At 67.6% G+C, this 13,350-nt stretch carries 10 protein-coding genes; 4 read left to right on the top strand and 6 right to left on the bottom strand.

Annotation, left to right across the window (positions count from 1 at the left end; translation table 11 throughout):
* Positions 1–14: 14 nt before the first annotated feature.
* The 4 genes from AX767_RS20040 to AX767_RS20025 form a co-directional block, all read right to left on the bottom strand.
* A complete protein-coding gene (locus AX767_RS20040; protein WP_068633950.1) occupies positions 15–1,670 on the bottom strand; it encodes a long-chain-fatty-acid--CoA ligase in 1,656 nt (551 codons plus the stop codon).
* Positions 1,671–1,674: 4 nt separating this feature from the next.
* Positions 1,675–2,904, bottom strand: coding sequence for a branched-chain amino acid ABC transporter substrate-binding protein (locus AX767_RS20035; protein WP_068632929.1), 1,230 nt, complete (start codon positions 2,902–2,904; stop codon positions 1,675–1,677).
* 70 nt (positions 2,905–2,974) lie between these two features.
* Positions 2,975–4,549 carry an MFS transporter gene (locus tag AX767_RS20030; RefSeq protein ID WP_068632928.1) on the bottom strand — a complete coding sequence of 525 codons (1,575 nt, stop codon included), beginning with the start codon at positions 4,547–4,549 and terminating at the stop codon, positions 2,975–2,977.
* 8 nt (positions 4,550–4,557) lie between these two features.
* Entirely contained in the window at positions 4,558–4,998 is a 441-nt protein-coding gene (locus tag AX767_RS20025) for a carboxymuconolactone decarboxylase family protein (protein WP_068632926.1), read from the bottom strand.
* Positions 4,999–5,099: 101 nt separating this feature from the next.
* On the opposite strand from AX767_RS20025, the gene pdxR reads away from it, so the two are divergent.
* On the top strand, positions 5,100–6,533 hold the full coding sequence (pdxR, locus tag AX767_RS20020) for a MocR-like pyridoxine biosynthesis transcription factor PdxR (RefSeq protein ID WP_068632924.1): 1,434 nt from the start codon (positions 5,100–5,102) through the stop codon (positions 6,531–6,533).
* Positions 6,534–6,551: 18 nt separating this feature from the next.
* On the opposite strand, the gene AX767_RS20015 is transcribed toward pdxR, so the two are convergent.
* Positions 6,552–8,921: a phosphoketolase family protein gene (locus tag AX767_RS20015; RefSeq protein WP_068632921.1), complete on the bottom strand. Its 2,370-nt coding sequence runs from the start codon at positions 8,919–8,921 to the stop codon at positions 6,552–6,554.
* On the bottom strand, positions 8,918–10,024 hold the full coding sequence (locus AX767_RS20010) for an acetate kinase (RefSeq protein WP_068633949.1): 1,107 nt from the start codon (positions 10,022–10,024) through the stop codon (positions 8,918–8,920). Before AX767_RS20010 ends, AX767_RS20015 begins: the two co-directional genes overlap by 4 nt.
* Positions 10,025–10,177: 153 nt before the next feature.
* Between AX767_RS20010 and AX767_RS20005 the strand changes: the two genes are divergently transcribed.
* The 3 genes from AX767_RS20005 to AX767_RS19995 all read left to right on the top strand — a co-directional run bounded on the left by AX767_RS20005 (position 10,178) and on the right by AX767_RS19995 (position 13,349).
* The gene (locus AX767_RS20005; RefSeq protein ID WP_068632919.1) at positions 10,178–10,594 is read left to right on the top strand and encodes an SRPBCC family protein; all 417 of its coding nucleotides are present in this window, start codon (positions 10,178–10,180) and stop codon (positions 10,592–10,594) included.
* Between the two features lie 115 nt (positions 10,595–10,709).
* Positions 10,710–11,897 carry a multidrug effflux MFS transporter gene (locus tag AX767_RS20000; protein ID WP_068633947.1) on the top strand — a complete coding sequence of 396 codons (1,188 nt, stop codon included), beginning with the start codon at positions 10,710–10,712 and terminating at the stop codon, positions 11,895–11,897.
* A gap of 12 nt (positions 11,898–11,909) precedes the next feature.
* Complete coding sequence (locus tag AX767_RS19995) at positions 11,910–13,349, top strand: MFS transporter (protein WP_068632918.1); 1,440 nt, start codon at positions 11,910–11,912, stop codon at positions 13,347–13,349.
* Position 13,350: the final 1 nt, after the last annotated feature.

Below are 13,350 nucleotides of genomic sequence, written 5' to 3'. Positions count from 1 at the left end.
CGTCCGCTTCTGAATCAGCGGCCCGCTTCTTCGGCGTAGAGGTCCTTCTTCGACAACTTGCCGACGGCCGTCTTCGGCAGCTCGGAGCGCGTCTCCAGCGCATGGAGCATCTCGTGCTTGCCGAGATACTCGACCAGGAACGTGCGCAGTTCCTCGAGCGAGAGCGGCGTGGCGCCATCGCGGTATTTGATGAAGGCTTTCGGCGACTGGCCGCGGTAGGCGTCGGGCACGCCGATCACGATGACTTCCTCGACCGCCGGATGGCGGTAGATCGCCTCTTCGATGTTGCGCGGGTACACGTTGAAGCCGCCGCAAATCATCATGTCCTTGGTCCGGTCCACGATGTAGACGAAGCCGGCATCGGTCATGTAGCCGACATCGCCGGTGCGCAGGTACCCGCCGGCGGTCATCGATTCGGCCGTCGCTTCGGGCTTGTTCCAGTAGCCCTTCATGACGTTCGGCCCGCGGATGCAGAGTTCGCCGCGTTCGCCGAGCGGTACCTCGGTGGCGTGGTCGACCAGGTCGATCACCTTCACCTCGACGCCGGGCACCGGGATGCCACAGGAGCCCGCGACATGCGCCCCGACGCCGGGCGAGGATGTCGCCATGGTGCAGGTTTCCGTCATGCCCCAGCCTTCCTGCAGCCGGCACTGCGCCATGCGCACGAAGTTCGCGTAGACCTCCGCCGCGATCGGCGCGCCGCCCGAGTTGCAGAACTTGAGCGACGACAGGTCGGTGCGCGCGATGTCGGGATGGCCGGTGAAGGCGACGAACATCGTCGGCACGCCGAGGAACACGCTGACCTTGCGCTTCACGATCTCGTCCAGCGCGGCCTGCAGCTCGAAGCGCTGCTGCAGGATCACCTCGGCGCCGATCGAGAGGCCGAACAGCATGTTCACCACCAGCGAATAGATGTGGAACAGCGGCAGCACGGCCAGAAAGCGCTCTTCGCCTTCGGTCAGCGTGCCGGCGCCGACCATCGTGTGCCAGACCTGCGAAACGGCCGAACTCAGGTTGGCGTGCGTGAGCATCGCGCCCTTGGGATGCCCGGTGGTGCCGCCGGTGTACTGCAGCACCGCGACGTCGCCGAGCTCGGTCACGGTGTGCGGTACGAAGGCAGCGTCGCCCGCCACCAGGAGGTCGGCGAAGCGAACGCGCTGCGCGTCCCATGCGACGGTGCTGACCGGCTGCGCGCCAGCATTGAATTCGCCGGCAGAGCCGACCACCAGCGTCTTCAGGCGCGTGTTGCCGAGAAACCCGTCCATCTTCGAGAAGAGGCCCGGTGCGTCGAGCGTGATGATGAGGTCGGTGTGGCTGTCCTCGATCTTGTGCTTGAGCACCGCGCCCGCATCGAGCGGCGAGTAATTGACGACCGTCGCACCCGCCTTCAACACCGCGAAGAAGCTGATGAAGTAGTGCGGCGTGTTGGGCAGGTAGAGCCCGACGTGCATGCCGGGCCGCACGCCGAGGCGTTGCAGCCCTTGCGCCATGCGGTCCGACAGCGTGGCCAGTTCACCGTAGCTGAAGTCGCGCCCTTCGTAGTTCAGCGCGATGTTCGCAGGCCACCGCGCGACGGCGTTGCCCAGCAGTTGCGTCAGCGGCATTTGCCTGAGCGGCGCGTGCCAGCTCGTGCCGGCAGGATAAGTCTTGATCCAGGGGCGTGTTGACATCAACTCAGGCACCCGGACGTTTCATGGTGCATTCGTTGGGCAGCGTGAGCTCCTGCGCCGTCGATTGCGATTCCTTCACGAAGCCGTAGTCGGTGCCGTCGAAGCCCTTCTTCACCAGCTTGCCGTCGACCGGATGGCTGGTGTAGATGATCTGCGGCGACAGGAACTGATGGTCGTCCTTGCGCATGCGCACGTCGCCCACCACCGACTTGTAGCTCAAGTCTTCCAGCGCGAGCGCGATCTTGAGCGGGTCGGTCGACTTGGCCTTCTCGATGCCCTTGACCAGCAGCTCGGTGCCCACCGACAGGCGTGCGAGATAGAAGGGCTCCTTGTACTTGGCCTCGAACGCATCGGCCTGCGCCGCGAGCGCGGCGTTGTCGGCGCCCGGGAACCAGTCGCCGACCATGCTGAGCCGCACGGTCTTGGCAGCGGAGAGCGCGATCATGGTCGACTTGTTGGCGCTCGAATGCGTCAGGATGCGCAGCTTGTAGCCCGAGTCGCCGGCGGCGCGAATCGTCAGCGCCATGTCGTTGCCCCAGTTGCCCGAGACGACGGTGTCGGCACCGGCGGCCTTCATCTTGGCGATATAGGGCGAGAAGTCCTTGACCGAGCCGGTCGGGAAGAAATCTTCGCCGACGAACTGCACGTCGGGACGCGCGGCGCCGATCAGTTGCTTGCCATAGGCGGTCCACTGGCGGCCGAAGCTGTAGTCGGGGTTGAGGAAGTAGACCTTCTTGATGTCCGGCGTCTTCTTCACGAAATCGGCCATCGCCTTCATGCGCATCGCGACCTGTGCATCGGTCAGGAAGTGCCAGAACGAGCACTGCTTGCCGACCAGGTCCGGGTCGTAGCCGCCATAGTTGAAGACCAGCACCTGCTTGTCGGGATTGCGCTCGTTGTTGCGGTTGGCCGCAGTGATCACGGCCGCCGCCGCCGCCGAGCCGCCACCGACGAACACCGCCTTGACGCCGGCGCCCGCTGCGGTCTGCAGTGCGGCCTGGCTCTCGGCGGTCGAGAGCTTGTTGTCGTACGAGATGACTTCGAACTTCACCCCGTTCACGCCGCCCTTGGCATTGATCTGGTCCACCGCGAAGCGCAGGTGGTTGTCGAAGATCTTGCCCACGTCGGCCATCGGGCCGCTGAGCGGATCGATCAGGCCGATCTTGAAGGTTTCCTGGGCTTGCGCGACCGAGCAAGCGGCCACGAGCGACAACGCGTAGAGCGCTTTTTTCATTGGGTATCTCCGGGGAAAGTGAACTGAGGTTCTCGGGCGGGAGTGGAGCACCCTGATCTTTTTCACGCAGTCATGCGTGCGACTTCCACTGCCATGTTGTCGCGACGGCGACCAGCGTGAGGCAGGCCAGCGCGAGTACGGTGATCACAGAAAAGTAGTCGAGCACAGCCATCAACGTTGCTTCCTGCGACACCATTTGCGCCAATTGGGCCAGCGCCATGCGCGGCGCGGCGACAGGGTCGGCCGTAGCGGCGAAGTGTCGGGTCAGGCGATCCAGCATTTCCTGAAACGCTGTGTTCGAGGGCGACAGACTCTCGCTCAGATGGGTGAAGCGCACACTGCTGCGCCATTGCATGCACAAGGTGGCGAGCGCCATGCCGGCGGCAACTCCGAACTGCGCGAGCATGTTCTTCACCTGGTTGGCGTGAGAGAAGACGCGCTCGTCCTGCTGGACAGTCTGAAAGGTTTGCATCGCGGTCGTCGCGAGCGCGAGGATGATGAAGGCGCCGTTGCACATCAGCGCTGGCAAGGCGCTCTCGAACGGATTGGCACCTTCGCTCAAATGCGACAGCTGCCAGCCGCATGCTGCCAATGCCCCGAAACCTGCGAGGTAGTAGCGCGCCGGCGCTGGATGCCGGGGAAGGAGACGCGAGAGCACGATCCAGCTCGCCACACCCGCCAGGGCGCCCATGCCGAGGTAGCGGCCGGCGATTTCTAATGGCAGTCCGAGTGCGCGCTGTAACAGCACGGGGAGCATGAGGTTGTTGGCTCCCAGGACCAGGTAGCACACGGTGAACACCCCCAGTCCGACGAGATAGCGCCACTGCGTCAACGGCCGGAAGCCGATGAGCGCTGTGGCAGCGCGGCTGCCGGACGCGACGAAGAGTCCCAGTACTGCCGCACCCATCGCCAAGCCGCCCCAAAGTGCGGCCGGATGGTCGAAGTGATCGAAGCCCGACTGGGCAAGCGCGTGCAGGAGCACGAAGCTGCCGCCCATGAGGGAGAGCAGCGCGATCGGAAGACCTGGCGTGCGTGCCGTGCTCGCCAGGCGCACCGGCCGCCCGTCGTCCAGCACGAGGGCCGCCAGCAATGCGACCAACAGGGCTGGCAGCACCAGCGCCGCGAAGCCGGCACGCCAGGTGCGGGCGGCCAGCGCGGTCGATGCCAGCACGGGGCCGGCAACCGCACCCCAGGCGAGGCCGGCGGCAAAGAACTTGATGCCGGTGAAGCGGCGCGGGGAAGGCGGAATGTGATTGACCAGGACGCGTCCGGCCGTCATGAACGACCCGCATCCCAGCGCCATCAAAACGCGGCCCAGCGCGAAGGCGCCCAGCGTGCCGCTGGCGGCGCACAGCAGCGATCCGAGGCCGAACAGCGCGCTGGACCCCAGCAGTACCCTGCGCCAGCCGAGGCGCTCCACGAGCTCGCGGTGGCCGGCGATGACGCCGATCGCGACCACGGCATAGAGCGTGGCAATGATGCTGTACTCCTCCGGACTGGCGCCGAGGTCGCCCATCACCGGGGCCGCATTGAACGCGACGATGCCAGTCTGCAGGAAGTCGCTGAAAGGCAGGCTCGCGATCAGCACATAGAAGCCGAGGCGGGCGCCGCTGCCCGGGAACCCGGATGTCGGAAGCGTGGCCACGGCGGTCCTCAAGCCGTCAACGTTTTGCGAAAGCCGATCGACAGGCGGTTCCAGCTGTTGATGGCGCTGATCGCCAGCGTGAGGTCCACCTGCTCGGCTTCGCTGAACTGCGCGCGCAGTCCTTCGTACGCCCCGTCAGGCGCGTGGGTCCGGGCGATTTGCGTCACGGCTTCGGTCCAGGCCAGTGCAGCCTGCTCCCGCTCGGTGAAGAAAGGCGTTTCGTGCCAGACGCTGACAGTTGCAATACGGCGGTCGGTCTCGCCGGCCTTGCGCAGGTCGGCGGTGTGTAGGTCGATGCAATAGGCGCAACCGTTGATCTGCGAGGCGCGCAGTCGGACCAGGTCGAGCAGCCGGGGCTCCAGTCCGAGTTTGCCGATCGCGACTTCCAATGCGACGAGGGCCTTGATCGCGTTCGGCGAAGCCTTGTAGAAGTCCAGACGTTGTTCCATGGTGATGTTCCTTCGGAGTGGTGGTTGAATGTGGCTCCATGCTAGGAACGCCGGAGCGCCTGGCCGGCGGCCAATCCGCACGAATTTGAGGAGACCAATCGATGGAGTTGCACGTCGTCATCGAGGGGGGCAAGGACCTGACCGGGCAGCTGGTGCGGCAACTCGGCGATGCGATCCGCGCCGGCCGCCTGGCCACTGGCGAGAAGCTGCCGCCTTCGCGCCTGCTGGCCGAGCAGTTGGGGCTCTCGCGTAAGACCGTGTCGGAGGCCTATGCCCGGCTCACCTGGGACAAGCTCCTGACCGGCAAGGTCGGCAGCGGGACGTTCGTGGCCGATGGCGTGCAGCGCGCGCAGGCAGTGCCGGCCGGGCGGGCGCTCGCCGGCGCCGCCGTGGCGGCACGTTGGCGCGACATGCCCACGCCCTTGCGCCATCCCGCGCCCGCAGGCAGTGCGCGCTACGAGTACATCGGCGGGGCGCCCGACCGACAGCTCTACCCGCACGCCGACTGGCGTCGTTGCGTCACGCAGGCGCTGCGCCAGGGTGCGCGTTCGCGCGGGCTCTACGGGGACGCCGAAGGCTTGCGTGAGTTGCGCGACGCGATCGCGCGGCATGCTGCGTTCGCTCGCGGGGTGCGTTGCAGCGCACTCGACGTCGTGGTGACCAACGGCGCGCAGCAGGCGCTCGACCTTGTGGCGCGCGTGCTGGTCGAGCCAGGCTGCACCGTCGCCGTCGAGGAGCCGGGCTACCCGCCGGCCCGACATCTGTTCAGCGCACAGGGCGCACGCGTGGTCGGCGTGCCGGTCGACTCGGAGGGCATCGTCGTGGACGACATTCCCGACGGCACACGGCTCATCTACGTGACCCCGGCGCACCAGTTCCCGCTCGGCATGCCGATGAGCGTGGCGCGCCGAGAAGCGCTGTTGGCGCGCGCTCAGGCACTGGGCGCGATCGTCATCGAGGACGACTACGACAGTGAATTCCGGTACGAGGGGCGCCCCACCGATTCGCTGCAGAGCATGGACCGGCATGGCAACGTCGCCTTCGTCGGCACTTTCTCCAAGACCTTGTCGCCCGAGCTTCGCATGGGATACCTGATTGCGGCACCCGCCGTGCGCGAAGCAGTTGCCACCGCGAAGCACCTCACCGATTGGCACAGCCCTGTGCCTGCGCAATGGGCGCTGGCGAAATTCATTGAAGAGGGTGGCCTGCAAAAGCACATCCGCCGGTGCCATGCGCGGTATGCAGAGCGTCGCGCGCGCCTGATGCAGCGCTTTGCCAACGACCTTGCGCCCTGGTTCGAACTCGTTCCCGCCGCAGCCGGCTTCCACATGGCGGCGTTGTGCCGACGGCCGATCGACTTGGGCGTGCTCATCACACTGGCGCGGCGTGTGGACGTTGGGCTCTATCGGCTTGATGGCTTCTATGCGTCATCACCACCGCAGGCCGGCCTCCTGATGGGCTATGGCGCCATCGACGCGGCTGACATCGACCCCTCGCTCGACCGAGTCCGCGATGTGTTGATACAGATGCGCTAGAAGCTGCCCGCATTGCCCTCAGGCAGTCCAGCGCCACCTCGAAATCTCCGGCATGTCCTCGCCATGCGTGATCACGTACGCGCGGTGCGCCAGCAGGCGGTCGCGCAGATGCTGCTGCACATGCCCTGCGCTGTCGGTGAAGCGTGGCACGCGATCGATCGCATCGGCCGCGAGGTGGAAGCGGTCGAGCTGGTTCAGCACCGTCATGTCGAAGGGCGTGGTGGTCGTTCCTTCTTCCTGGTAGCCGTGCACATGGAAGCCGCGGTGGTTGGTGCGCTTGTAGGTCAGGCGATGGATCAGCGCCGGGTAGCCGTGGAAAGCGAAGATCACCGGCTTGTCGGTCGTGAAGATCGAGTCGAACACCGCGTCCGACAACCCGTGCGGATGGGCCGATGGCGACTCGAGCGCCATCAGGTCGACCACGTTCACCACGCGCACCTTGAGCTCGGGCAGCAGCGAGCGCAACAAGTCGACTGCGGCCATGGTTTCCAGCGTCGGCACGTCGCCCGCGCACGCCATCACCACGTCGGGCGCGCCGCCGGCATCGTTGCTCGCCCAGTCCCAGATGCCGAGGCCGACGCTGCAGTGCCGCACCGCCGCATCGATGTCGAGCCACTGTGGCGCGGGCGCCTTGCCGGCCACGATCACGTTCACGTAGTTGCGGCTGCGCAGGCAATGGTCGGCCACCGACAGGAGGGTGTTCGCGTCGGGCGGCAAATACACGCGCACCACCTCGGCCTTCTTGTTCACCACATGGTCGATGAAGCCCGGGTCCTGGTGGCTGAAGCCGTTGTGGTCCTGCTGCCAGACGTGGCTGGTGAGCAAATAGTTGAGCGAGGCGATGGGCCGGCGCCAGGCGATCTTGCGCGTCACCTTCAGCCACTTGGCATGCTGGTTGAACATCGAATCGATGATGTGGATGAAGGCCTCGTAGCACGAGAAGAAGCCGTGGCGCCCGGTCAGCAGGTAGCCCTCGAGCCAGCCCTGGCAGAGGTGTTCGCTGAGAACCTCCATCACCCGGCCATCGGGCGCGACGTGGTCGTCGGTCGCATCGATGCGCGCGGTGGAGGTGCGCGTCGTCACCTCGAACAATGCGCCGAGGCGGTTCGACACGGTCTCGTCCGGGCCCATCACGCGGAAGTTCTGCTGCGCGTCGTTGAGCCACATCACATCGCGCAGGAAACCGCCGAGCACGCGCGTCGCCTCGCCTTGTGAAGCACCCGGCGCGCAGACCGACACGGCATGGTCGCGAAAGTCCGGCAGCTTGAGGTCGCTGAGCAGCAGGCCGCCGTTCGCGTGCGGATTCGCGCTCATGCGGCGAACCCCGCGCGGCGCGAAGGCGGCGATGTGGGCCTGCAGCGCACCGTGGGCGTCGAAGAGTTCTTCGGGTCGGTAGCTGCGCATCCAGTCTTCGAGCAGGCCGATGTGTTCCGGCTGTTTGGCGAAGCCTGTGAGCGGCACCTGGTGCGCGCGCTGCGTGCCTTCGATCGGCACGCCGTCCACCACTTTCGGGCCAGTCCAGCCCTTGGGCGAACGCAGCACGATCATTGGCCAGCGGTGCCGCCGGGTGAAGCCGTCTTCGCGCGCCTCGACCTGGATCGCACGGATCACGTCGAGCGCGGCGTCGAGCGCCAGTGCCATCGCGCGGTGCATCGTTTCCGGGTCGTCGCCCGAAACGAAGTGCGGCTCGTGGCCGTAGCCGCGCATCAGCTGCGTGAGCTCCTCGTCGCCGATGCGCGCCAGCACGGTCGGGCCGGCGATCTTGAAGCCGTTAAGGTGCAGGATTGGCAGCACCGCGCCGTCGCGCGCGGGGTTGAGGAACTTGTTCGAATGCCAGCTTGCCGCCAGAGCGCCGGTCTCGGCTTCGCCGTCGCCGATCACGCAGCACGCGAGGAGGCCGGGGTTGTCGAACACCGCCCCGTACGCGTGCAGCAGCGAGTAGCCCAGCTCGCCGCCTTCGTGAATGGAGCCCGGCGTTTCGGGTGCGACATGACTCGGGATGCCGCCGGGAAACGAGAACTGGGTGAAGAGCCGCTTCATGCCCGCCGCGTTCGGGCCGACGTCCGGATACACCTCGCTGTAGGTGCCTTCGAGCCAGGTGTTGGCGACCACGCCGGGCCCGCCGTGGCCCGGGCCGGCGACGAAGAGCGCATCGAGATCGCGCGCGACGATCGCGCGGTTCATGTGCGCGTAGACGAAGTTCAGCCCCGGCGTCGTGCCCCAGTGGCCGAGCAGGCGCGGCTTGATGTGCGCAAGCTCCAGCTTCTTGTGCAGCAGCGGGTTGTCCATCAGGTAGATCTGCCCGACCGACAGGTAATTGGCCGCGCGCCACCAGGCGTCGAGCACGGCAAAGTCTTCGGGCGGGGCGCGTTCGGTGGCGAGTGTCATGGGGAGCTTCCGTTGGATGTCGAGTGGGAAATGAGGGCGCAGGCCTCTTCGGCGATCACCTGCTCCTCGTCGGTGTGCATGACCAGCACGGCGACCTTGCCGGCTGCGGGCTCGGGCGCCACGCCGAGCCATGCGAGGTGGCGGCACACGGCCTCGCGCACGGTCGACCGGTTTTCTCCGATGCCGGCGGTGAAGACGAGCGCGTCGAGGCCGCCGAGCGTCGTAGCGATGGCCGCGACTTCGCGCGCGATGCGGAGCGTGAAGTGCGCGAGCGCCTCCCGGGCTTCCGGCGCGTCGCTCGCTGCCAGTGCGCGCGCGTCGCCCGAAATGCCCGACAGCCCGAGCAGTCCCGCCTGGTGATAGAGCATGTCTTCGACGCTCTCGATCGACTGGCCCGGTTGCCTCAACAGATAGAGGAGCACGCCCGGGTCGAGCGCGCCGCAGCGAGTGGCCATCGGAACGCCGTCGAGCGTGGAGAAGCCCATGCTGGTGTCGCGACTGGCGCCGGCCAGCAAGCCGCACAGGCTGGCCCCGCTGCCGAGGTGCGCCACCACCACGCGGCCCGCCGCGATGGCGGGATGCAGCCGGCGCAGCTGCGACGCGATGAACTTGTACGACAGCCCATGAAAGCCATAGTGCTTGATGCCCTGGTCGAACAGCGCGCGCGGCAGCGCATAGCGGCGTGCTGCGGCGCACTGGCTGCTGTGGAACGCGGTGTCGAACGAGGCCGTCTGCGCGAGTGCCGGCGCCGCCTTTTGCACGGCGCGGATCAGGCGCAGGCTCTGCGGCTGGTGCAGCGGCGCCAGCGGTGCCAGCGCCTCGATGGCGGCGAGCGTGTCGTCGTCGATCGCCGCCGCCCCGGTGAACCGGTCGCCGCCGTGCACGACGCGGTGGCCGGCCGCCACCAGCCGTGCGCCTGGCGCTTCGTCGCGCGCCCACTGCAATGCGTCTTCTGCGATGCGGTGCACCGCATCGGGCGCCGCATCGACCGTGCGGCGGGCGAGGGCGCGCGGGGCCAGCGGTGTCACGGCATCGATGGCAAAAAGCCCGAGCTTGACCGTCGAAGACCCGGGATTGAAGGTGAGCAGCACGTCGAGTGGCATGCGGACCATCATGCGCGCCCACGGCGGCGCCGTGGCGACGGCCATTGGAAAACAAGGTGACCGAGCCGCACTACAGCGTTGTCGCGCGGGATCCACTCGCTTTTCATCGCCCGCTGCGGTTGAATACCAGCTCGAAAAAGGGAGTCCAGAAAAATGTCATCGATCTACAAGCAAATCGATATCGAGGCGCCGGCCCAGCATGTTTGGGAGGCCGTTCGCGACTGGGGGGCGCTGGCGACCCGGCTCGTGCCCGGTTTCGTCACCCATGTCGTCGTCGAGCCGCAGGCTCGCGTCGTCACCTTCGCGAACGGGATGACGGTGCGCGAGCTCATCCTGTCGGTCGACGACGCCGCGCACCGGCTGGCCTATTCGGCCGTCGGCGGGCGCGCCGCGCACCACAACGCGTCGGTCCAGGTGTTTCGGGTCGACGACGGCCGCTGCCAGCTGGTGTGGATCACCGATTTGCTGCCCGACACGCTCACCTCCGGCGTCAACGCCATGGTCGAGGAAGCGTCTGGCGTCATGAAGCAGACCCTGGAGCGCGCGGGCTTCGACGCGCTTTCGTTCTAGCGCTGCGCCTCCTGCGGGCACGGCAGACCGGCGCTAGCACAGCGCCCGGGCCGGCGCTTCCGGGGGCCATTGCCGCGTTCGCGACAATCGGGGCATGACGTCCCGCTTTTTTCGCATGGCCTTGCTGCTCGGCCTGCTCTCGGCCATCGGCCCATTCGCCATCGACATGTACCTCCCGGCGCTGCCGGCCATCGGCAAGAGCCTGGGCGCCGACATCGGCGCCGTGCAGATGAGCCTCACCGCCTTTTTCCTCTCGCTCGGGGTGGGCCAGCTGCTGTACGGGCCGGTCTCGGACATGGTCGGGCGCAAGCCGCCGCTGTATGCCGGGCTGGCGCTTTTTGCCGTGGCCAGTGTGGGCTGCGCGCTCGCGACCGACATCCAGACGCTGATCGTGTTGCGCTTCGTCCAGGGCCTGGGGGCGGCGGCCGGCATGGCGATTCCGCGCGCGGTGGTGCGCGACCTGCACACCGGCACCGACGCCGCGCGCCTCATGTCGCTGCTGATGCTGGTGTTCAGCGTCTCGCCGATCCTGGCGCCGCTGGCCGGCAGCGCGGTGATCGCGCTGACCGGCTGGCGGGGCGTGTTCTGGGCCGTGACGATCGCGGCCGCGGCCGGCCTGGCGCTGATCTTTGCGCAGCTCGAGGAAACGCGACCGCGGTCAGAACGCGTCGAAAGCAGCGTCCGCAGTGCGCTCTCCGCCTACTGGCTTTTGTTGCGCGACAGGCACTATCTTGGCCTTGTCTTCATCGGCAGCTTCGCGCTTGCTGGCTTTTTCACCTACCTTGCCAACTCTTCCTTCGTGATGATCGACCACTACGGGCTGTCGCCGACGATGTACAGCGTGGCCTTCGGCGTCAACGCGGCGGCGTTCATTGCCGCGTCGCAGTTCACCGGCGCGCTCGGCGAGCGCTTTGGGCTGGCACGCGTGGTCAAGTGCGCGGTCGCGGCCAGCGCCATCGTGATGCTTTCGATGTTCGGCTACTTCGCCGCGGGCGGGGAGCGGCTGTCGGTGCTCATCGTTCTGTATTTCATCGCCAGCGGCTTCATGGGCCTCGTGATTCCGACCACCAGCGTGCTCGCGCTCGAAGCCCACGGCGCCATCGCCGGCACCGCATCGGCGCTGCTCGGCACGCTGCAGATGCTGACCGGTGCGCTCATGATGGCGCTGGTCGGGCTCTTCACCGACGGGCGTCCGCTGCCGATGGTGGCGGGCATGGCGGCCGGCGCGCTGATCGCGCTGTTGCTCACCTGGATGACGCTCGGCGGCTTGCGCTTGGCGCCGACCCTCGCGTCGTTCAACTGAGCCGCACGCCCCATGGCGCAACCGCTCCAGCCACCGACACCGATCGACGGGCTGCCCACGCCCGAGCGGTGGCACGCGATGGCCGTGATCATCATGGGCATCGCGGTGGCGGTGCTCGACGGCACCATCGTGAACCTCGCGCTGCCGGGCATCGCGCAGGAACTGAACGCGAGCGCGTCGGAGGCGATCTGGGTCGTCAACGCGTACCAGATCGCCGTGCTGGTCGTCATGCTGCCGCTGGCGTCGCTGGGCGATCTGGTGGGCTACCGGCGCGTCTATCTGGTGGGGATGGCCGTCTTCACGCTGTCGTCGCTGGCGGCCACGTTCGCGAACTCGCTCGGCACGCTGATCGCGGCGCGCGCGCTACAGGGCCTGGGCGCCGCCGGCATCATGAGCGTGAACGCGGCGCTGGTGCGGCTGACCTATCCGTCGGCCCAGCTGGGGCGCGGCATGGCGATCAACTCGATGGTGGTGGCGACCTCGTCGGTCGCCGGGCCGTCGGTGGCGGCAGCCATCCTGTCGGTGGCGTCGTGGCCCTGGCTCTTCGCGCTCAATGTGCCGCTCGGCATCCTCGTGCTGGTGCTGGGCTACCGATCGCTGCCGTTCAACCGGGTGGCGGCGGCGGCCGGCCATCGGCTCTCGGTGGTCGACGTGGTGCTCAACGTGCTGATGTTCTCGCTCATCTTCCTCGGCGCCGACCGGCTCGGCGTGCGCGACCCGACGGGGCAGGGCGGCCAGTCCGGCGCCTGGGCGATCCTGCTGGCCGGGCTGGCGGTCGGCTTCGTCTATGTGCGCCGGCAGCGCACGCAAGCGGTGCCGCTGTTCCCGATCGACCTGCTGCGCATCCCGGTGTTCGCGCTGTCGATGGGCACGTCGGTGGCGGCTTTTGCGGCGCAGATGCTGGCGTACATCGCGCTGCCGTTCCTGTTGCTCGGCGCCTATGGCCGCAGCCACATCGAGGCCGGGCTGCTGATCACGGCATGGCCGCTCGCGATCGTCGTGATGGCGCCGATCGCAGGGCGGCTCATCGGTAAGTACCCGGACGGCCTGCTCGGCGGCATCGGTCTCGCGATGATGGCCGCCGGCCTCGCGCTGCTCGCGGCCTTGCCTTCAAACCCGGCCAATGCCGACATCGTCTGGCGCATGGCACTGTGCGGACTCGGTTTCGGCCTGTTCCAGTCGCCCAACAACCACACCATCGTGACCTCGCCGCCGGCGCACCGCAGCGGCGCGGCCAGCGGCATGCTCGGCACCGCGCGGCTCACCGGACAGACCCTCGGCGCCGTGATGCTGGCGGCCATCTTCAGCGTGTGGAGCGCGCACGGCGATGGCCGCGGCCCGACCCTGGCGCTGGTGCTGGCCGCCTGCTGCGCCGGCCTGGCCGGCGTGTGCAGCCTGCTTCGCCTGAAGACCCCAGCGCCCGGCCACGCGACCCACGGCGCGGGCGGCTGAC

Source organism: Variovorax sp. PAMC 28711, from assembly GCF_001577265.1.
In the GTDB taxonomy this organism is placed as follows: Bacteria; Pseudomonadota; Gammaproteobacteria; order Burkholderiales; family Burkholderiaceae_C; genus Variovorax.
Note: the sequence above shows the minus strand (reverse complement) of the source record. Positions and strands in the feature narration are given on the sequence as shown.

Coding starts and splice junctions, on each gene's coding strand:
- AX767_RS20040 (WP_068633950.1), bottom strand. CDS start 1,670: ATGTCAACACGCCCCTGGATCAAGACTTATCCTGCCGGCACGAGCTGG.
- AX767_RS20035 (WP_068632929.1), bottom strand. CDS start 2,904: ATGAAAAAAGCGCTCTACGCGTTGTCGCTCGTGGCCGCTTGCTCGGTC.
- AX767_RS20025 (WP_068632926.1), bottom strand. CDS start 4,998: ATGGAACAACGTCTGGACTTCTACAAGGCTTCGCCGAACGCGATCAAG.
- pdxR (WP_068632924.1), top strand. CDS start 5,100: ATGGAGTTGCACGTCGTCATCGAGGGGGGCAAGGACCTGACCGGGCAG.
- AX767_RS20015 (WP_068632921.1), bottom strand. CDS start 8,921: ATGACACTCGCCACCGAACGCGCCCCGCCCGAAGACTTTGCCGTGCTC.
- AX767_RS20010 (WP_068633949.1), bottom strand. CDS start 10,024: ATGCCACTCGACGTGCTGCTCACCTTCAATCCCGGGTCTTCGACGGTC.
- AX767_RS20005 (WP_068632919.1), top strand. CDS start 10,178: ATGTCATCGATCTACAAGCAAATCGATATCGAGGCGCCGGCCCAGCAT.
- AX767_RS20000 (WP_068633947.1), top strand. CDS start 10,710: ATGGCCTTGCTGCTCGGCCTGCTCTCGGCCATCGGCCCATTCGCCATC.
- AX767_RS19995 (WP_068632918.1), top strand. CDS start 11,910: ATGGCGCAACCGCTCCAGCCACCGACACCGATCGACGGGCTGCCCACG.